Source organism: Microbulbifer sp. CAU 1566, from assembly GCF_023156515.1.
Classification (GTDB): Bacteria; Pseudomonadota; Gammaproteobacteria; order Pseudomonadales; family Cellvibrionaceae; genus Microbulbifer.
In genome coordinates, this window is sequence record NZ_JALNMG010000001.1 from 605,521 (window position 1) to 625,509 (window position 19,989).

Annotated in this window: 18 protein-coding genes; 8 read left to right on the plus strand and 10 right to left on the minus strand. The window is 55.3% G+C overall.

All coding sequences use genetic code 11. The annotated features are described in order from the left end of the window. Window positions 1-97: 97 nt before the first annotated feature. From M0G74_RS02575 to M0G74_RS02605, 7 genes are all read right to left on the minus strand, one after another. On the minus strand, window positions 98-1,021 hold the full coding sequence (locus M0G74_RS02575) for a glycerophosphodiester phosphodiesterase (RefSeq protein ID WP_248213945.1): 924 nt from the start codon (window positions 1,019-1,021) through the stop codon (window positions 98-100). Continuing rightward, the gene (locus M0G74_RS02580) at window positions 1,018-1,842 is read right to left on the minus strand and encodes a glycerophosphodiester phosphodiesterase (protein WP_248213947.1); all 825 of its coding nucleotides are present in this window, start codon (window positions 1,840-1,842) and stop codon (window positions 1,018-1,020) included. The genes M0G74_RS02575 and M0G74_RS02580 overlap by 4 nt, the downstream gene beginning before the upstream one ends. Window positions 1,843-1,848: 6 nt before the next feature. Further along, window positions 1,849-2,487 (minus strand): VWA domain-containing protein, encoded by a 639-nt coding sequence (locus tag M0G74_RS02585; protein ID WP_248213949.1) that lies wholly within the window; start codon window positions 2,485-2,487, stop codon window positions 1,849-1,851. Next, window positions 2,484-4,022, minus strand: coding sequence for a hypothetical protein (locus tag M0G74_RS02590; RefSeq protein WP_248213952.1), 1,539 nt, complete (start codon window positions 4,020-4,022; stop codon window positions 2,484-2,486). The genes M0G74_RS02585 and M0G74_RS02590 overlap by 4 nt, the downstream gene beginning before the upstream one ends. Before the next feature lie 266 nt (window positions 4,023-4,288). After that, window positions 4,289-5,413 carry an ABC transporter permease gene (locus tag M0G74_RS02595; RefSeq protein ID WP_248213954.1) on the minus strand — a complete coding sequence of 375 codons (1,125 nt, stop codon included), beginning with the start codon at window positions 5,411-5,413 and terminating at the stop codon, window positions 4,289-4,291. Beyond that, entirely contained in the window at window positions 5,410-6,381 is a 972-nt protein-coding gene (locus tag M0G74_RS02600) for an ABC transporter ATP-binding protein (protein ID WP_248213958.1), read from the minus strand. Before M0G74_RS02600 ends, M0G74_RS02595 begins: the two co-directional genes overlap by 4 nt. Continuing rightward, a complete protein-coding gene (locus M0G74_RS02605) occupies window positions 6,368-7,447 on the minus strand; it encodes a biotin/lipoyl-binding protein (protein WP_248213961.1) in 1,080 nt (359 codons plus the stop codon). The genes M0G74_RS02600 and M0G74_RS02605 overlap by 14 nt, the downstream gene beginning before the upstream one ends. 545 nt (window positions 7,448-7,992) lie before the next feature. On the opposite strand from M0G74_RS02605, the gene M0G74_RS02610 reads away from it, so the two are divergent. The 8 genes from M0G74_RS02610 (at window position 7,993) to M0G74_RS02645 (ending at window position 14,482) form a co-directional block, all read left to right on the plus strand. Continuing rightward, window positions 7,993-8,586: a LuxR C-terminal-related transcriptional regulator gene (locus M0G74_RS02610; protein ID WP_248213964.1), complete on the plus strand. Its 594-nt coding sequence runs from the start codon at window positions 7,993-7,995 to the stop codon at window positions 8,584-8,586. Next, entirely contained in the window at window positions 8,583-9,026 is a 444-nt protein-coding gene (locus tag M0G74_RS02615; RefSeq protein ID WP_248213968.1) for a curli production assembly/transport protein CsgE, read from the plus strand. The genes M0G74_RS02610 and M0G74_RS02615 overlap by 4 nt, the downstream gene beginning before the upstream one ends. Further along, window positions 9,026-9,445, plus strand: coding sequence for a curli assembly protein CsgF (locus M0G74_RS02620; protein ID WP_160152590.1), 420 nt, complete (start codon window positions 9,026-9,028; stop codon window positions 9,443-9,445). Before M0G74_RS02615 ends, M0G74_RS02620 begins: the two co-directional genes overlap by 1 nt. Before the next feature lie 118 nt (window positions 9,446-9,563). Further along, a complete protein-coding gene (locus tag M0G74_RS02625) occupies window positions 9,564-10,427 on the plus strand; it encodes a CsgG/HfaB family protein (protein WP_248213971.1) in 864 nt (287 codons plus the stop codon). Between the two features lie 37 nt (window positions 10,428-10,464). Continuing rightward, on the plus strand, window positions 10,465-11,037 hold the full coding sequence (locus M0G74_RS02630) for a hypothetical protein (RefSeq protein ID WP_248213974.1): 573 nt from the start codon (window positions 10,465-10,467) through the stop codon (window positions 11,035-11,037). Between the two features lie 46 nt (window positions 11,038-11,083). Further along, window positions 11,084-12,028, plus strand: coding sequence for a hypothetical protein (locus tag M0G74_RS02635; protein ID WP_248213975.1), 945 nt, complete (start codon window positions 11,084-11,086; stop codon window positions 12,026-12,028). Between the two features lie 585 nt (window positions 12,029-12,613). Continuing rightward, window positions 12,614-13,486, plus strand: a complete 873-nt coding sequence (locus M0G74_RS02640; protein WP_248213978.1) for a hypothetical protein — start codon at window positions 12,614-12,616, stop codon at window positions 13,484-13,486. Window positions 13,487-13,606: 120 nt separating this feature from the next. After that, window positions 13,607-14,482, plus strand: a complete 876-nt coding sequence (locus tag M0G74_RS02645; RefSeq protein ID WP_248213981.1) for a hypothetical protein — start codon at window positions 13,607-13,609, stop codon at window positions 14,480-14,482. Between the two features lie 72 nt (window positions 14,483-14,554). Here M0G74_RS02645 and greA read toward each other — a convergent pair whose 3' ends face one another. The 3 genes from greA to carA all read right to left on the minus strand — a co-directional run bounded on the left by greA (window position 14,555) and on the right by carA (window position 19,590). Then, window positions 14,555-15,031: a transcription elongation factor GreA gene (greA, locus tag M0G74_RS02650; RefSeq protein WP_160152584.1), complete on the minus strand. Its 477-nt coding sequence runs from the start codon at window positions 15,029-15,031 to the stop codon at window positions 14,555-14,557. Between the two features lie 110 nt (window positions 15,032-15,141). Further along, complete coding sequence (gene carB, locus M0G74_RS02655; RefSeq protein WP_248213993.1) at window positions 15,142-18,372, minus strand: carbamoyl-phosphate synthase large subunit; 3,231 nt, start codon at window positions 18,370-18,372, stop codon at window positions 15,142-15,144. A gap of 69 nt (window positions 18,373-18,441) precedes the next feature. Next, window positions 18,442-19,590, minus strand: coding sequence for a glutamine-hydrolyzing carbamoyl-phosphate synthase small subunit (gene carA, locus M0G74_RS02660; protein ID WP_248215297.1), 1,149 nt, complete (start codon window positions 19,588-19,590; stop codon window positions 18,442-18,444). Between the last annotated feature and the right edge of the window lie 399 nt (window positions 19,591-19,989).

A 19,989-nucleotide genomic window follows, 5' to 3' on the forward strand; every position in this document is an offset into this window, starting at 1 on the left:
GCGAAGAGTAAAAACCAATTAAAAAGGGGCAAGGTGTTTTCACCTTGCCCCTTTTTAATTGGTAGCTATTGCGAGGATTATTTTCCAGGCAATCACACTATTGGCTCATTTCCTCAAACTCCTGCATCTCCGCAATCACCTGCATAAGGCGGTCCGGCCTGTCCGTCATGATGCCGTCTACCCCCAACTCGATCAGGTGCCGCATTTCCGCTTCGTCATTCACCGTCCACACATCTACCCGCACGCCGTGTTGTTGTACCTGTTCCAGTGCACTGCTATCCACCAGGGTAATACGGTCGTAGGTCAACGGAATATGCAGGGCCTGATAGTGCGGACTCAGCAGGCGGAAGGCCTTGAGCTTGGACGCCAGCGCAAACAGTTTCACCTCATCGGATCCGGCACCGGTGGCCACATGGGGGCATTCGCTGCGGAAGGCATCGATCGCCCCCTGATGGAAAGAGGAAACAATCACCTGATTACTCTTGTTGTACGCCTTGAGTTTGCCGCACAGAGCCAGGGCTGCATCCGCTTCCGGCGATTTCAATTCAATCACCATGGGGTATTTGGGATACCGTTTGAACACTTCATCGGCTGTGAGAATACGCTGCGGATTTTCCCGGTAGGGGTAGCTGCTGCCATCCTGGCTCCAGTTGTAAGCCACATTGAGTTTTTTCAACTCCGCCAGGGTCATGTCTCTGATCGCACCCTCGCCATCGGTGGTGCGATCCACAGTGGCGTCATGCATCAGCACCAGTTCGTCATCGGCGGTGGCATGCAGGTCCATTTCCAGCACGTCGACCTTCATCGCCGCCATTTGCTGCAGAAAAACCGGCGTGTTCCCCGGGTAGAGCCCCTGCCCGGAGTCGTCCGCATGGGCAATCACCAGGGGCCTACGGAAACCGTCTGCCGGATAAGCGGGAAATTGCAGACCCATATCCGCCGCAGGGCGCGCCGCGAGATAGCGCCAGCCGACAAAAACCACCAGGGCCATCAGGATAAAAAACAGCAGTCGCTTGATCATTCAACTTTCCTGAATCGAGAGTCCAGAATTGACAACAGCCTGTCGGGCCTGTCGGTAACAATGCCGTCCAACCCCTGGTTGATATATTTCTTCATGCTTTCAATATCGTTCACCGTCCACACCGCCAGGTGCAGACCACAGCGGCGTGCCGCCTGTACAAAGCGCCGGGTAAATACCGGCAGGCCGTAGTAGCGACAGGGCAACTGCATGGTCTGGTAGGCGGGCCGCAAAAGTCTTTCTGCAAACAGGCACTGGGCGGCAAAAAACAGCAGCGCCTCCGGCAGTGTGGCTCCGGTAGCAACCTGTGGACACAGATTGCGAAAGCTACGGATCACGCCCCGGTGGAAGGATGAAACATTTACCCACGTTTCACAGCCAGCCCGCTGTATTACCCGGGCCAGAACCTCTGCCGCACGGTGATCATTGTCCTTGAGCTCGATAATCAGCGGGGTTTGGGGAAACTCGGCCAAGACTTCATCGATGGTGGCCAGCGCCTGCGGGTTCTCGCGATAGGGATAGCGTTCACCATCCGGGGACCAGTGGTAGGCCGCATTGAGCGTTTTCAGCTCCGCCAGGGTTTTGCTGGCCACCATGCCTTTGCCATCGGTCGTACGCTCCAGGGTGCCATCGTGGAGCATGACCAGGTGACCGTCCGCGGTGAGATGCAGATCCATCTCCACGGCATCCACCCCCAGCGCCACCATCTCGCGCAGGTACAACAGGGTATTGCCCGGAAAAAGTCCGCGCCCACCCTCGTCGCCGTGGGCAACAACCAGCGGACGCGAGCGGCCCGGCCGCAACCAGTGATCAGGTTTGTTCAAGCGTTATCACGGCAGTATTCTTTCCAGCCGCTCCAGATCATTTACCACGCGCCAGCTACCGCCGCCCTGCTCCACTTTCTCCTGCCACTGCTGCAGACGCCCGAGGTATTCACTGGGGTCGACATTGTCACTGTTGAGCTTGGTTACATTCAGGGCGATCAGGTCAAATCCGTTCAGCGACAGCGGCAGATCGCGATTGTAGCCCTGCTTTATTTCTTCCTTGAGGTCCGAAAAAATCAGGATGGTTTTGCGCCCCGGCTGCTTTTCATTCAGAAATTCCACCGCCTGCAGCAGGCCTCCGGTAATATCCGTGTAAGCCGCAGGCTGCGCGCTTTTCACAAAGGCATCAATGCTCTGCTGGAAAGCCTGCTTCTGCCGGTTGGCCACACTGGGTTTGTCGTCAAAGGTGACCTTGGCGTGGATGTTTTTCTCACTGAAACTGCCGGTATTGATACTGGCCACCGCAAAGGTATCCCCGGGGTTCAGCCGTGCCAGGGTGAAATTGATCACCTGCTGCGCCTTGCCGAGCTCCTCGGTGTACGTACCCGAGGTGTCGATCAGCATATACACACCCTGGTTGCGGGCCACCGGCTCTCCACAACCGGTGAGGACAAACAGCAGACACAGCGTTAGACAATGTTTCACGATGGCTGCTCCTCCAGGTTTGTAGGAAGTTTTGCTGAAGACTTCGATGCGGACTTTGCAGATCGCCTGGAGGGCGACCGAGAACTAGCCTTGGAAACCGGCACAGATTCTTCAACCGTACTTTCCCCAACCGCACTTGCCACAACGGCTTTTTCCGCAGCCTGCTCACGCCAAACCAGAAAGCGCGCTTCCAGCCACAGGGGGAAAAAGATCACGATATCGTAGAGTCGCACAAGCAAGGTGCCGATGCGCAGGCTGCCCGTTCCCGCAAGGCGTAAAACAACCGACAACAAACGCAGAAAAAATGCCGTAACAATACCGATAACAGTGCGGGTAGAGGCGATAAAATTTTCCAGTGGTATGGCCACAAACGTGAGCGCAAATGGCAGGATAAAGCCCATCCCCATTTGCGCCGCCGTGGTGATCCAGTAAACGCTGCTGTCCACTGCGGCGACCTCCGCGCCCCGCAGTTGCGCACTGACGGCCAGGTCTTCCTGCATCAGAATTTCGCGCATAAACGCCAGTCCGGCTTCCACCGTGGCCAGGAAAAACAACAGCGCGAAGGCGGCCCACATCATCCGCGTGCGCAGCTTGTCACTCAGTGCACTGATCACCGGAAACAAGCGGGTAATCCGCAGGCATTCCATAACAAACAGCCCCATGGTGATCTCCACCAGGATGATCACCAGCGCGGAGATGTCCGCCACTTTAAAGTTGCCGATATAGCTGGTGCCACCCACCATTTCCGTCATTGGTCGTGCGATCAGATGGAAATTAATCAGCGCACCGCCGACCGCAATGGCCAATACAAAGGCGGAAATAAAGAACTGGCTCAGGGATGAGGACGACAACATGCGCTGGGCGCGGTCGCTGCCCTGCAGGATTTCCTCGTAGCGATCCATATGGCCATCGACGACTTTGGAGCGCTGTTGCACCGTGGCAACGGTTTTATTCACCTTGCCCAGGCTTTTCAGGATGGAACGCCACGCCGGCATCATGCGCTTGAGCAACTGGTGACGCTCGCGGGCAGACTCGCGGTAGGCTTCCAGCGCTTTGCCCTCCGCCTTACGCATGGAACCGTGAATGGTTTCCAGTACATCACCCACGACCGGATCCTGCTTGGCGGGAATTTCGGCAACGGCCTTGATGGCCTTGGCCCAGTTGGTGGGTTCCGGTGGCACTTCTGCACTGCGCACATAGTCTTCATCGATGGCGGTGAGCTGCTCACACAATTTGCGATGCAGCGCCGGGTACTGCGCCAGCTCCTTTTTCATCGCCCCTTCGATACGGTCGAACTCGCGCTCGATATGCCGCTCGGTCGCCTCGCGCCCGGCAGCGAGCAGTACCTCGCGGTTGCGCAACTGCAGGCGGCGCTCCGAGGCGGCAACTGCATTGGCGCCCAGGCGCAGGGATTGGTGAAAAAAGCGCGCCAGGGCGAGTATTCCCTGGTGAACAGGTTTGCGCGCCAGAAACAGCGCAACCAGTGCAATGACAAACCACAACCAGGGTGGCAGGCTCTGGAAGATTCCGGTCATGGTACAGCTTCCTCCCTTGCTGACAGGCAGCAACAGTTAACGTGTGTACAGACCCGACCTCAGTCTTGTAGCGGACAAGTGGCGGCCGAGGCCACCAATGACAGAATAATCACCGCCCTATCCTATCAGGGCTCGGCGGCGGTTTCTTTTATGCCATCACAGTTCCGATGCAATTCGTCGCAGTCACAGGGGGAGAAGACAACAAAAAGGCAGGGAATGTTTCGAGAATGATGCTTTTAGCGCCAAACGCACAGAAGGAAATACGCTCAATCCAGGCGTTTGCGGAAGCGCGCAATCGCCAGGGTCATCATCAGCAGGATAAACGTGATCAATGCCAGTAGATCGGGCCACAGCTCGAAGATGCCGGCGCCGCGCAGCATCACTCCGCGGATCAGGCGTAAGAAGTGCGTCAGCGGCAGCAACTCTGCCAGCCACTGGGCGACTCTGGGCATACCGTCGAAGGGAAACATAAACCCCGAGAGCAATATGGAGGGCAGGAACACAAAAAAGGTCATCTGCATCGCCTGGAACTGGGACTGAGCGCGGGTAGAAATCAGCAGCCCCATCGCCAGATTGGCAAGAATCAACAGCAACGCCGCGATATAGACATCCAACAGGCTGCCGCGTATCGGCACACTGAACAACCAGGTCCCCAGCAACAGGATCAGGCTGGTCTGGATCAGGCCGATGATGCCGTAGGGCAACACCTTGCCGATCATCAGCTCCGCACTGCTGACCGGCGTGGCAATCAGCAGCTCCATATTGCCGCGTTCGCGCTCCCGCACTATGGCCACGGACGTGAACATCACCATCGTCATGGTGAGAATGATACCGATCAGCCCTGGCACAATATTGATCGCCGAAACCCGCTGGGGATTGTAAAAACTGACGATACTGACCGAAGTCTGCGGTAAAGGAATCGAAGACTGGCGATTAGGCAGGCTGGTATTGTTTTCCGGTGGTGGCTCACCCACGGGTACCTGGGCCAATTGCGCCGCGGCGCTCTGTACCACCGTATCGCTGCCATCCACCAGTATCTGCACCGCTTCCTGCCCCAGAGCCAGGCGCCGCTCGTAATCATAGGGAATCGCCACACCGACACTGATTTCCCCCCGGCGCAGCAATTCCATCAACTGCTCGGGAGTGCGCGCATTCGCAACCGGTTCGATCACTTCCGTGGCGAGCATATCCATCACCAGCGCGCGCGAAGCGCTGGTTCCCGACTGATCCGCAATGGCCGCAGGCAGATTGCGCAGATTCAGGTTGATGGCATAACCGAACAACACCAGTTGCATCACCGGAATGCCGATGATCATTGCCAGGGTCATGCGGTCCCGGCGCATCTGCCGGAACTCCTTGAGCAGGACTGCGAACAGGCGACGTCCATTCACAGGCTCGACGCCACCGTTGCGTCCTGCTCCCCGGCGTGTTTCGACTGCTGCTGGGTCACCGCCACAAACACATCTTCCAGGCTGGGGGTCACAGGTCCTACCTGTGCGGTAATCCCCGCTGCGCTCAGGGCCTCCTTTATTTTCTCGCGACAATCCTGTTGCGGGCCGCTCAGCACCCGCAGGCTATTGCCTATCTGCGCCGCACTGATCACACCGGGCACGGCAAGAATCGCCTGCTTGGCCCGGCGCTGCTGGGCGGTATCCACCAGCAGGGTGCGGCCGTTCAGGTCACCGGTAAGCTCGGCCGGACTGCCATCGGCCACCAGGCGACCGCGATCGAGAATCGCCAGGCGGTGGCAGCGCTCCGCCTCGTCCATATAGTGGGTAGAAACCAGAATGGTGGTGCCGGCATCTGCCAGCTCGAACAGTTTCTCCCAGAAGTCCCGCCGGGATTCCGGGTCCACCGCGCTGGTGGGCTCGTCCAGAAACAACAGCTCCGGCTTTTGTATGACTGCGCCGGCCAATGCCAGGCGCTGTTTCTGGCCGCCACTCATGGTGCCCGCCAGCTGATCCGCGCGGCCGTCAAAGTGATACTCCTGCAGCAACTGCTTTATACGCGGGCGCGCCTCCCGTGCCGGGATATTCTGCACCGCGGCGAGGAACTCCAGGTTCTCGCGCACCGTAAGGTCCGTAAACAGCGAGAATTGCTGGGTCATATAACCGATGTGCTGGCGCAGGATTTCCGCCTGCCGCGGTATCTCCAGCCCCAGCACTTCAATCTCACCCGCGGTAGGTAACAGCAAGCCGCACAACATACGGATACTGGTGGACTTGCCGGAACCATTGGGGCCGAGAAACCCGTAGATCTGCTGGCGCTCCACGGTCAGGTCTATGTTGTCCACCGCCTTGAGACTGCCGAAGGTTTTGCTCAGCCCGCGGGCGCGAATGGCAAACTCACTTTCCGCCATCGTAGTGTTCCGGTTGAACGGCAGAGTCATTCGTGGATGGTGGATCCGGTGTCAGCAATTCGCCGGATGCGGGAGTTAGGGGTGAAAGGGAGTCGCCGGGCTCCGTCGTTGCGTTTGCTTCTTGTGGGCGGCGGTTAGCGGCAACGGCGACAAATTCCACCCGCAATGGCAGCCCCGCGGGCAACCCGGCAGCGTCCCGCTGCAATTGGATCTCGGCGAGGTAACTGAGGCGGCTGACGTCATCGCCAGTCAGTGCGTAGTAGGGAGTGAAGCTGGGCACGTTACGTACCATACGCACCCTGCCCTCGTAGGTTCGGGGATGGCTTTTTCCTTCTACCTCATTTCCTTCCATCTCATTCTCGGCAAACGCAAGCTGCTCCAGCGTAACCTGTGCGCGACCGCCCACCTGGACCTTCAGGCGCATGGGTTGCGGAACATACACCCGCGCGTAGGGCGTATCACCGGTCAGCATTACTACCAGTGACCCGCCTATAGGGGCTTCATCCCCGAGCTTGAATGGAATGCTGTCTACGATTCCCGCCCTGGGTGCGCGCACCGCCAGCTTTTCCAACAACACCCGCTGGGCATCGGCCTCCGCCCGCGCCTGGGAAAGTGCCGCTTGCCCCTGTTGAATCTCCTCACTGCGCGTGCCTCGTTCCAGCTCCAGTAATTGCTGGCGGGCGGACTGCACCTGGGCTTTGGCGCTGTCTGCGGAGGCCCTGGCCCGATCCAGATCAGACTTTGAAACGTAATTCTTCGACGACAGCGGCAGCAGGCGCTGGTACTCCGCAGCGCGGTCCCGCGCCTCTGCCTCCGCCGCGTCCAGGCTCGCCCTGGCGCGTGCTATTTCCTCAACCCGGGGCCCGACGTTCAACTCTTCCAGTTCGGCTTCCTGGCGCGCGACCGCCGCCTGCAGGGAGTTCAGTCGCGCACGGGTTTGCGACGGATCCAGCTCCAGCAAAAGCTGCCCCGCGGTAACACGCTGACCTTCCCGAACGGAGATGCGAATAATTTTTTCCGCCACCGGCGCCGGCAGCGCAATTCGATCCCACTCAAGCGTCCCCAAAGCCGATTCCTCCCGCTGGCTGCAAGCGAGCGTGACAAGGCACAACGCTGTTAATCGGACCCAGGGTTTCGCGTTCAAATTCCAGAACACCATCCGTTACATCGCCAATTCATCGCGTCCGCCGTCGTTCCAGTGCCATCGCTGGTTCCGCTCCGGATTGCGATTTCCACTGAATCCAGCGCCAAAACCAAAAAATCGTTCCAAGTAAACAGCCAACCAAGGAATTTATTGCCGGAAATTATAAAAAACCGTTTTTCTGGAAATTTTCTTCTTAAAACAATTTTTCTTAAGAAAAAATATTATGTGAGGTCTGTCACTTTAATCTTCAGTTGCCCCAGAAATCACGTCTACACTCCATACAAATTTCTCAAGGAATGAGATTTTCCACTTAATGGGGCCGACATAGTTTCCTCAAATCAGGGCAGATAAAAGCAGTCGCTCGTAAAAAGAAGTTAGAAGAGGAAATACAGTGAGGCACATTCACTGTAGCGATAGGCGCCGGAATCTCTACCTGGGGTCTTCAATGACTAAACATGGGGCAACTTATGCCGATTCTCTTTTTGAGCGATTCCGGCCTGCATGGGGATTTACTCTACTCGCTCGTTTCTGAGCAACTACATTTCAGCTGGGAAAAATCAGAATTCGGACGACAAAAACACTGTTTGAAAAACTACGACGCCATAATTGTTGACTGCTTTGCCCTGAGCGCAAAGTCCACGCCCAGCGCAGAATTCAACTTTCTGAAAAATATTGAGCACCCCAGGGTTCTTCTGATTAATTTCCCGCTAGATCTTCCCAGCCATATCACCAAACCGCTGGAGCAGCGGAAGTTCCAGTTTCTCTGTGACAACCGCGCCGGGCAAAAGGACCTGATTAGCAAGCTCGGGTTTGCCATTCAGAACTCGCGAGTCCAGAACGATTCTGAGTCCCGCTCCCGCTTTTTATTGACCAAACGCGAACAGGAAATCCTGGCACAGCTGACCACTGGTGAGCCCAATAGCATTATTGCGTCAAGGCTGCACCTCAGTGAGCACACGGTTAAGAACCACATGTACAACATATTCCGGAAAATCGGCGTCAAGAACCGCCTGCAAGCGAGCAACTGGGCAAAATTACACCTCCAGGTCGAGCGGATATGAGATACCTGGTGTTACTTCTCTTGTTGCTCTCCAGTTATTCCCTGGCTCAAGGGGGTAGCGACGATGAGCTGGAGCCAATCGCGACAGCCAATGAAGACACTGGCCGTCTGGAAGATGAAATTAGCGGCTTCAATATCGATCAAACCATTACCCGAACCGGGCATGACTTTGCCCGCTTCATGAGTGAGTACCGAAACCTGCGGTACCCCGATAGTGATTACAACCTGACAATTCAAGAGCGGCCATCCGCACGCTGGGGCAACCTGATCTGGATTACCTACAACAACAAAACGGTTTTCCGGCAATTTATCAGCCCCAGCACCAACAACATTCGAGGTTTGGCAGAACAAGCCTCACAAATGATTCATGAAATGGTATTGCAAGAAAAAATTCGCGCAGCCTTCACCGACCACTTCGACTTAGGCAAGGATGAACTCTGATGAACAGAAAAAAAATAGTTGGTATTTTGCTATCGCCCTGTGTCGCCCTTGGAAGCTCGATTGCGCTTGGCACAGAACTTATTTACGAACCCACAAACCCGAACTTTGGCGGAAATCCGCTAAATGGTTCCTTCTTACTACAGAATGCTCAGTCTCAGGACGATCACGAAGATCCGAACAATCCTGCAGACCTCTACGAGCAGCCAAGCGCCCTGGACAGGTTCACCGATTCCCTGGAAACCCGGCTTCTCAACCAGCTACTGACCGACGTAGGCGATGGCAATAGTGGCGAACTGGTCACCGATGACTTTATCGTCCAGATTCTCGACAACGATGGCGTCTTGACCGTTTTGATTACAGACAGGGCAACCGGCGATAAAAGCGAGATCGTGGTAAGTGGCCTGAATCCGACCAACTGATCGTTCATACACACTCAGAAATACCCAAAAGGAATACCTATTATCAGTTCCACCTAGAAGCACCCAGAACTGACACCTAAATCCTAAATAATTGTGAATAATATTGGAGTCAAGTGAGATGTTTATTAGAGGTTCTAAACTTGCCGCCGCCCTTTCCTTTCTGATGGCAGTAAGTGGTTGCACAGTTGTAAAAAAAACCGGTGACGCCCTGTTCGGCCCGGGAATTACCGACGCCCAGTTGACCCCCCGAGTCAGTACTTACAGGGACCTGGTCAATCTTCCCCAGCCCAAGGGGAAAATTCTGGCCGCCGTTTACAATTTCAGGGATCAAACGGGACAGTACAAGCCTGCCCCGGCCAGCAGCTTTTCAACCGCCGTAACCCAGGGCGCCGCATCCATGTTGATGAACGTGCTCAGCGAATCCGGCTGGTTCATTCCCCTGGAGAGAGAAGGCCTGCAAAACCTGCTGACCGAGCGCAAGATCATTCGCGCCGCCCTGGCCAAGCCAGATGCCCCCGAAAACAACATAATGCTGCCCTCGCTAATCGCGGCCAACGTTCTACTGGAAGGCGGCGTAGTGGCCTACGACACCAACTTGCGCACGGGAGGTGCCGGAGCTCGCTACTTTGGTATTGGCGCCGATGAACAATACCGGGTGGATCAGGTCACCGTAAATTTGCGTGCCATTGACATACGCTCTGGTCAAGTTCTGCACACAGTACTCACCTCCAAAACCATTTACTCGAAAGCAATCAGTGCCGATGTATTCCGCTATGTAAAATTCAAGCGCTTGCTGGAAATTGAACTTGGCACCACAACCAACGAGCCCGCTCAGATGGCGATGCTGTCTGCGATGGAATCTGCGGTTATTCACCTGATCAGTCAGGGAATTGTCAATAATTCCTGGGCGCTGCAAAACCCGGACGATATCAATAACCCGGTATTGCAGTACTACCTGAATGAAAATGCTGTAATTCTATAACGCTGATAATCGATAACTGCACAGCTGAGCAAGTGATATGAATAGCCTAACCCCGTCATGGCGCAGTGACTTTCGCGCGCGAAAATTGACGACGCTTTGTGCAGGCGCTGTATGTTTGGGCCTGTTCAGCTCCCTAGGGCATACCCAGAATTACTTAGGAAGTTCCGAGCTTTCCGCGATCAGCGAAATCGACCAGCCCCTGGGTTATTCCGTTGCCAATATGGCCATTATTAATCAGGAAGGTAACTTCAATCATGTTTCCGCACAGCAGTACGGAACCATTAACTTTCTAACGGTGCAACAGGCAGGCTATGGCAACCTTCTGTTAAGTACCCAGGCAGGACAAGCCAATAGCACCACCTTGAGCCAGCTCGGTGAGAGTAATATCGCCATTCTGGTTCAGGCGGGCTACGAGAACATGATTCTGCTGGAGCAGATTGGGTTTGCGCACAAGGCGGGTATTTCACAATATGGCGTCAATAATTCGGCCAAGGTAGAACAGATTGGATTATCCCACCAGATCACTATCAATCAGCGCGGCAACGGCCTGCACACCGCGGTTACCCAGACCGGCGTCTCGATGACAACAACCGTCAATCAATACGACTGACAACCGTATTGCCACTCAAATAGTCCGGTATATGAGAATCAGAGCCATGCCACATGTTTACGCCAGCGAAGTTATCCTATCTTCACCGGTAACGGCTACATTTCCGGCATTGGCGGTGGCGTTGCTCGTCGCCATTTCACTCCCGACGCAAAAACTGAATGCCGAAGAGAACACCATCTATCAACACCAGATCGGTATTGAGAATCTCGCGATATCAGGGCAGACAGAAATAAACACCGAGAACAATGATTTCGAACAGCGCCAGAAGGGCTATCAAAATAGCGCCGAGGGAATTCAGAAGGAGGAGTCTGGCAGCAGCATTGTCCAGGTTCAGGACGGGCTGTTCAACGACATCGAGTCGCGGCAACAATATGGCCGCGTGAATACCATCAACAGTTCACAGGTCGGTGTTAAAAATTCGGTAACAGTATTGCAGTCAGTCACCTACAAGAACACAGTGACTACCCGTCAGGGTGGCTATGGCAACGAGGCTGAGGCATCTCAGGAAAATGGTAATTTCAACAGAGTGCAGGTAAGACAAAAAGGGGCTGAGAACCAAGCCAATTTAACGCAGCACACTAGCTTCCACAGTGCCATTTTCGTCAGCCAAATTGAAAATGACAATAAAGCCAGTACTCACCAGAGCGGCCTTGCGCACTTCTCCGCAACCAACCAGGAAGGTGTATACAACAGAGCTACCACACTGCAGTCTGGTAGCTTGCACGAAGCCGATTTACTCCAGACAGGCTTCGCAAACCAGATTGAGTTAATTCAAGAAGATAACAACAACGATATCAAGGCCACACAAAGCGGATCCCTCAACCAAGCCAGTATTACTCAGAACGGGTCATTTGGTATGGGTGGGAGTCACCAGTCCATCGTCAGTCAGATAGGTACGCTGAACAATATCGCAGTTTCCCAGAATGGTATTTCTGCTACGGCCGTTGTGACGCAATTCGGCAATGGCAATTCGGTTTCTCTAACCCAGTAAACCAGCTACCTAGCAGCCCGCGGATTTGTTGTGACTTTATACGCGTAATTCAAGCTACGCCCGCCAATCACTATTCCCTGGCAACTTCTCTCACCGCTACCTTCTACTCGCCAGCTAAATCATACGCCAGTGATTTTTGCTCGTTAAAAGCGCAACGGTTATCCAGAACAGCATCAATAATGCTGGAATTCGTGTCAAAAAATGAATTTTTGCGACACCTCCCATCCATTCGGTTATGAAATCGGTATTTCCGGAATCAATACTGATTAAAAACTGTACTTTCTTCCTAGTCTTTCATGACTTCTCTCCTATAGCGACCCACCCATGAGCAAGCAACACTCAATACCAAGATGATCACTTTTTAACCCGAAAGATCAAATTGCACTCACCATGGTCGTTTACTGCCCCGACAGGGGTTAGACCACAGGTTAGACACTCAACGATTCAGGTAGCGAAGCCCCACCGAGCAGGCAATGACGCCACTCACAGAGCTTCACCTTATGGAACATGGCGCTTTCCATTGCGCCATCGTTAACCAGTCTCACGGGGCTGGTTGTACTAACGTCCGAAGTAAAGGAGCAACTCATGAAGACGTTTTCCCCGATCGCCGCAGCCATCCTGATCGCCGCCAGCGGTACTGTAATGGCAGACAACAACACTGCCCTGCAAACCCAACTCGGCGGCGGCAACCATGCCACCTCCGACCAGGCTACTTTTGCTGCGTACAACCTCAGTAGCCAAACTCAGATCGGCTTTGTGAACAAGGCGGATGCTACCCAAGCATTCCATCTTGGCGGCAAGATCTATCAGGTTCAGCTGGGTATCTACAACAAGGCTTCAGCGACTCAAGTTGCTGGTATCGGCAATATGAGCAGCAGCCTACAGGTTGGTATTGGCAACGATTCCGATACTGTACAAGCGGTTGAATTCTTCAGCCATGCATATACCGATCAGTATGGAAAAGGCAACAAGTCCTATACCCTGCAAACCTTCGGTGCCGGCAACCATTCCAATGTCCTGCAAATCGGTAAATCCAACAAGCAGAGCACCACGCAAATCCTCAGCTTTGGCTCCAATGCGAGCACCACCCAATTGGGTGACTACAACATGGCTCATACAACCCAGTCCGGCGTCAGCCAGGATTCCGACATCCTGCAAGCGGGTATTGGTAACTATGCCGATGTTATGCAGTCCAACAAAAACAACACCTCGTTTGTTGGTCAAGCTGGTATCGCGAATATTGCGCATGTGAATCAGTCCGGTAAAGACAACGTTCAGCTGACTCTGCAAGGCGGCATTCTGAATATTGCCTCCACCAACCAGTACGGCAATGACAACTTCTCACTGACTGCTCAAGTGGGTTTATTCAACCAACACTACACCACTCAATTCACCGACAATAACGTTGCGGTCGGTCTGCAAGCCGGTGGTGGCAACCTGGGTGTAATTGTCCAGTAATTACATCGCGAGCGATAAGATCCGGGTGCTTTCGAGGCACCCGGAGCTTATACCTACGGCACCAGAAATTAACCTCTGTGCGTAAACTCCTTTTTTGCATTTCATATAAGGGAGCATCCAGTGAAAGTACCCTCCCTACTATCTGCTCTATCCGCTGCGGTCCTATTGGCAAGTAGTGGCTGGGCGATAGCATCCAACAATACGGCCATCCTGACGCAAACCGGGAATGGCAACGAGGCGTTGATTGATCAGACCGCTGACAACGGTTCTGTCATTATCATTACCCAGCATGGTGGATCGAATGAGAACAGCTCCGATGTGCTCTCATTAGGCGGACTGGTGCACCACTCGCAGTACGGGCAATTAAACAATGCTTACTCACTGCAATTGGGTGGCGCGGATAACAGTGCAACAATTTATCAGGTCGGCCAGCACAACTGGGCGAGCACCTTCCAAATTGACACTGTCAACAGTGACGCTCTGATCGATCAAGCAGGTAGCGGTAATGTCGCCAGTATTTTTCAGTATGGCGGTTACGACAACATGGCCACCATCAAACAATACGGTGACGTTCACTACGGTCTTATTGGCCAGTACGGAGCAAGCGACTCCGAAGCACATATTCTGCAGTTCGGCAGCTGGCAAATTGCCAGTATCACTCAAGTGGGCAGTGGTCATTACAGCGCCATCACCCAGAGTGGGTTCGGCAATAATGCACACACTACGCAACATGGTCAGTACAACAATGCGGATATTGTCCAGGATGGTATTGGCAACCTTGCCGTGGTGACGCAGGCTTCGAGCCATAATACCGCTCTGATAAATCAGGGTGGGATAGCCAATATGGCTGTGATCTCGCAGGTTCAAGGAGGAAACTCCGCGATCGTGAATCAATACGGAAATCTCAATCGGGCGTATATCTCGCAAAGTTCCACATCGAACGAAGCGATCATTACCCAGATTGGTTCAGGGAACCACGCGAATATCCTGCAGTAAGAACGTTGTTACCCTCAAAACAAAAAGGCGGCCATTTTGGCCGCCTTTTCAATTCTGGAAATAAACCAGAGATTACAGGTGCGCTACCGCATCAATCTCATACTCGATGGCGCCCGACGGGGTATTGACCACAACAATGTCACCCACCTCTTTGCCAATCAGCGCGCGGGCAATCGGGGAGTTCACGGAAATTTTCTTGTTTTTCACATCGGCTTCATCGTCACCTACGATCTTGTAAGTCACCTCACTATCGTTTTCCATATGAATAATGGTAACGGTAGTGCCGAAAATGACTTTGTCGCTAGGCTCAATCGCTTTTACATCAATGACCTGCGCCATGGACAGCTTGGCTTCGATTTCCTGGATGCGACCCTCGATAAAACCCTGTTTTTCACGGGCCGCGTGGTACTCGGCGTTTTCTTTCAGGTCGCCGTGTTCACGGGCTTCGGCAATGGCCTGTACTACCGCCGGGCGCTCTACTTTCTTCAGGTTGTCCAGTTCTGCTCGCAGGGCTTCTGCGCCCTCTACGGTCATGGGTACGCGGTTCAAGGGAACCTCCAAAATGGTCATTTCACAACGAAAAAGCTTCGCCAAACGGCGAAGCTTTTTACTTAAGGTTTTATTGCCCCTTTATACAAGGAGCAGCAGAAAGATGCCAACTAGCCTTGCAGGTGGCGGACCCGCTGATGCAGATCCTGCAGGCTACGCACCTGATGCGGTTCCGCAATCTGCATGGCCATTGCCATGGCGCGGGCCGCAGCCAGCGTAGTGGTGTAGCACACCTGATGGTTCTCGGCACTGCGACGGATATCTGCAGAATCGCGAATGGCCTGACGCCCCTCGGTGGTGTTGACCACCAGCGCAATTTCGTCATTTTTGATCATATCGACGATATGCGGGCGACCTTCGCTCATCTTGTTGACCGTTGTAACGGTAATGCCAGCATCTTGCAAGACCTTAGCGGTACCGCGGGTAGCCACCAGCTCGAAGCCCAGACTGGACAACTCGCGAGCCACATCCACCACACCGGGCTTGTCCACATCGCGCACGGAGATGAACACCTTGCCGGACTCCGGCAGTGCGTCACCCGCACCGATCAAGCCTTTGTCGAAGGCTTCGGCGAAGGTTTCACCTACACCCATCACCTCACCGGTGGATTTCATTTCCGGGCCGAGGATCGGGTCCACTTTCGGGAATTTGTTGAACGGGAATACCGACTCTTTGACGGAGTAGTAATCCGGCACAATTTCCTTAGTGAAGCCCTGCTCCGCCAGGCTGATACCGGCCTGACAGCGCGCGGCGATCTTCGCCAGGGAAGTACCGATGCACTTGGATACAAAAGGTACGGTCCGGGAAGCGCGCGGGTTCACCTCGATCACGTAGATCTCGCCGTCCTGGTAGGCCAGCTGGGTGTTCATCAGGCCAACCACACCCAGTTCGCGGGCCATGGCTTTGACCTGTTCGCGCATAAGGTCCTGTACATCCGCCGGCAGGCTGTAGGGCGGCAGGGAGCAGGCGGAGTCACCGGAGTGTACGCCACACTGTTCGATGTGCTGCATGATCGCACCGATCACCACATCCTGGCCGTCGGATACCGCATCGATATCCACCTCAATGGCGGAGTGCAGGAAGTGATCCAGCAGTACCGGTGCATCTTCGGAAACTTCTACCGCTTCCTTCATGTAGGTCTTGAGTTCGTCTTCCTTGTAGACGATCTCCATGGCGCGGCCACCCAGTACGTAGGACGGGCGCACCACCAGCGGGTAACCCACTTCCTTCGCGCGCTGAATCGCTTCGTACTCGGAGCGCACGATGGCGTTCTGCGGCTGCTTGAGGCCGAGGCGCATGATCATCTGCTGGAAGCGCTCGCGGTCTTCGGCGCGGTCGATCTGCTCCGGGGTGGTACCGATGATCGGCACACCTTCGTTGGCCAGGTAGCGCGCCAGGTTCAGCGGGGTCTGGCCGCCGAACTGGACGATCACGCCCACCGGCTTTTCCTTGCGTACGATTTCCAGCACGTCTTCCAGGGTTACCGGCTCGAAGTAGAGGCGGTCGGAAGTGTCGTAGTCAGTGGAAACCGTCTCCGGGTTACAGTTGACCATGATGGTCTCGTAACCGTCTTCACGCATGGCCAGTGCCGCGTGTACACAGCAGTAATCGAACTCGATGCCCTGACCGATACGGTTGGGGCCACCGCCGAGTACCATGATTTTCTTGTTGTCCGTCGGCTCGGCTTCACACTCCTCATCGTAGGTGGAATACATGTAAGCGGTGCTGGTCGCGAACTCGGCCGCACAGGTGTCCACACGCTTGTAGGACGGGAATACACCCAGCTTGTGGCGGAATTCACGCACGGTTTTCTGGCTTACGCCCAATAGGTCGGCCAGGCGCTTGTCGGAGAAGCCTTTGCGCTTCAGGAAGCGCATGGTCTTGGCATCCAGCGCAGAAGTCGGCATGGACTTCAGCGGCTCTTCGATATCCATCAGTTCCTTGATCTGCACCAGGAACCAGGGGTCGATACCGGAAAGCTCGTAAACCTCGTCGATGCTCAGGCCCATACGGAAGGCATCGCCCACGTACCAGATACGCTCGGCGCCCGGTACGGAAAGCTCTCGGCGCAGGTTCTCCATGGAGCCCACTTCTGCCGGGTCGAGTTTCGGCTCGAAACCGAAGGAACCCACTTCCAGACCGCGCAGGGCTTTCTGCATGGACTCTTGGAAGTTACGACCGATCGCCATCACCTCACCCACGGATTTCATCTGGGTGGTCAGGCGCGCGTCAGCTTCACCGAACTTCTCGAAGGTGAAGCGCGGAATCTTGGTAACCACGTAATCGATGGACGGTTCGAAAGATGCCGGGGTCGCACCGCCGGTGATGTCATTCTGCAGCTCGTCCAGGGTGTAACCCACCGCCAGCTTGGCCGCGACCTTGGCGATCGGGAAACCGGTGGCCTTGGAGGCCAGCGCGGAGGAACGGGACACCCGCGGGTTCATCTCGATGATCACCATGCGGCCGGTTTTCGGATCCATACCAAACTGCACGTTAGAACCGCCAGTCTCAACACCGATCTCACGCAATACCGCGATGGATGCGTTACGCATCAGCTGGTATTCCTTGTCGGTGAGGGTTTGGGCCGGGGCCACGGTGATGGAGTCACCGGTGTGCACACCCATGGGGTCGAAGTTTTCGATGGCACAGACGATGATGCAGTTGTCGTTTTTGTCACGCACAACTTCCATCTCGTACTCTTTCCAGCCGAGCAGGGATTCGTCGATCAGCAGTTCGTTGGTCGGCGACAGGTCGAGGCCGCGTTTGCAGATTTCCTCGAACTCCGGCCAGTTGTAAGCCACACCGCCGCCGGAACCACCCATGGTGAAGGACGGGCGAATGATCACCGGGAAACCAAATTCCTCCGGCACCTTTTTCGCTTCCTCCATGGAGTGCACGATCTTGGCACGCGGGGTCTCGAGGCCAATGGCCTTCATCGCCTTGTCGAACAGGTTGCGGTCTTCCGCTTTTTCGATGGCGTTCTTGTCCGCACCGATCAGCTCACAGCCAAACTCTTTCAGCACGCCGTGCTTGTCCAGCGCCAGCGCACAGTTCAGTGCAGTCTGGCCGCCCATGGTAGGCAGAATGGCGTCCGGGCGCTCTTTCTCGATGATCTTGGCAACGGTTTTCCACTCCACCGGCTCGATGTAAGTGGCATCCGCCATCGCCGGGTCGGTCATGATGGTGGCCGGGTTGGAGTTCACCAGGATCACCCGGAACCCCTCTTCGCGCAGGGCTTTACAGGCCTGGGCGCCGGAGTAGTCAAATTCACAGGCCTGACCGATGACGATGGGGCCGGCACCGATGATCAGAATGCTTTTAATGTCTGTGCGTTTTGGCATCTTTCTTCCGTATCTAGCCGGCCGCAGCCGGTGGATAAAATTCTGGTCTTCGTTTCAAGTAGAGGCGGCTTAACGGCGCGCTTCCATCATCTCGATAAACTGATCGAACAGCGGCGCCACATCGTGCGGGCCAGGGCTCGCTTCCGGGTGTCCCTGGAAGCTGAAAGCCGGCTTGTCTTTCAGGCGAATGCCCTGCAGCGTGCCGTCAAACAGGGACTTGTGGGTGATTTCCACATTGTCCGGCAGGGTGTCCACGTCCACCGCAAAACCGTGGTTCTGCGCGGTGATCATCACCTTGCTGGAGTTCAGGTCCTGCACCGGGTGGTTGCCGCCGTGGTGGCCGAATTTCATTTTTGCGGTCTTGGCGCCGACTGCCAGGCCCAGCAACTGGTGCCCCAGGCAGATGCCGTAAGTGGGCAGGCCGGTGTCGAGAATCTCTTTGATCGCCTGGATGGCATAATCGCAGGGCTCGGGGTCACCGGGGCCGTTGGACAGGAAGACGCCGTCCGGGTTCATCGCCAGCACTTCAGAGGCCGGGGTTTCCGCCGGTACCACGGTGATGCTGCAGCCGCGGTCCACCAGCATGCGCAGGATGTTGCGCTTCACGCCGAAGTCGTAGGCCACCACTTTGTGGGGCTGCGCCGCCGGTGCCGGCTTGTGGCCCTGACCCAACTCCCAGCTGCCTTCGTTGAAGTCGTACTTCTCTTTGGTAGAGACGACTTTGGCCAGGTCCATGCCCTTGAGGCCGGCAAATTCCTGGGCCTTTTTCAGGGCTTCGGCTTCGTCGATACTCTCGCCTTCACGAGCACCGGCCACGATGCAGCCGCTCTGCGCACCCTTGTCACGCAGAATGCGCGTCAGGCGGCGGGTGTCGATATCGGCGATACCAACAATGTTGCGCGACTTGAGGTAGTCCTCCAGCGACTGCTCGCTGCGGAAGCTACTGGCCATCAGCGGCAGGTCGCGAATCACCAGACCGGCAGACCAGATCTCGGCACACTCTTCATCTTCAGAGTTGGTACCGGTATTGCCGATATGGGGGTAAGTCAGGGTGACGATCTGGCGGGCGTAGGACGGGTCTGTCAGGATTTCCTGATAACCGGTCATGGAGGTGTTGAATACCACCTCGCCTACGGTTGAGCCTTCGGCGCCGATGGCGCGGCCGTGAAAAACACTGCCATCAGCGAGCACCAGCAAAGCCGGGGTAGTGCTGGGCATCAAGGATTCCGGCGTGGGAACAGCGTTGTTCAATTCAATCTCCAATCGTCAGAACAGCTTCCGGGCGGGGTGAGAGGGCCTACAGTCAGCAGCAGTTTCACCTGCAACTTTTTTACCGGGTGCCTTTTATAAAAAAGCGAGATGAAACGTCTGCTTCATCTCGCTTTTTTATAAATTTATTCACGCGCGGTTTTTAAAGGGCTCACTTGGGCTCTCACTGCGTGTGCGGTGCTTGCCACCGGCACTTATCTTGGCGGGAAAGCCTCAGGCCCAGGACACAGAATGGCATCAAAATGCACTTTTCGGCGCCGGGCGACAGCGGAGGGACCTTTCCAAGCCGGGCGCAGATTCTACGGGAAAACAGCCCCGGCCGCCAGTACAAATATGCGTCAAATCCGA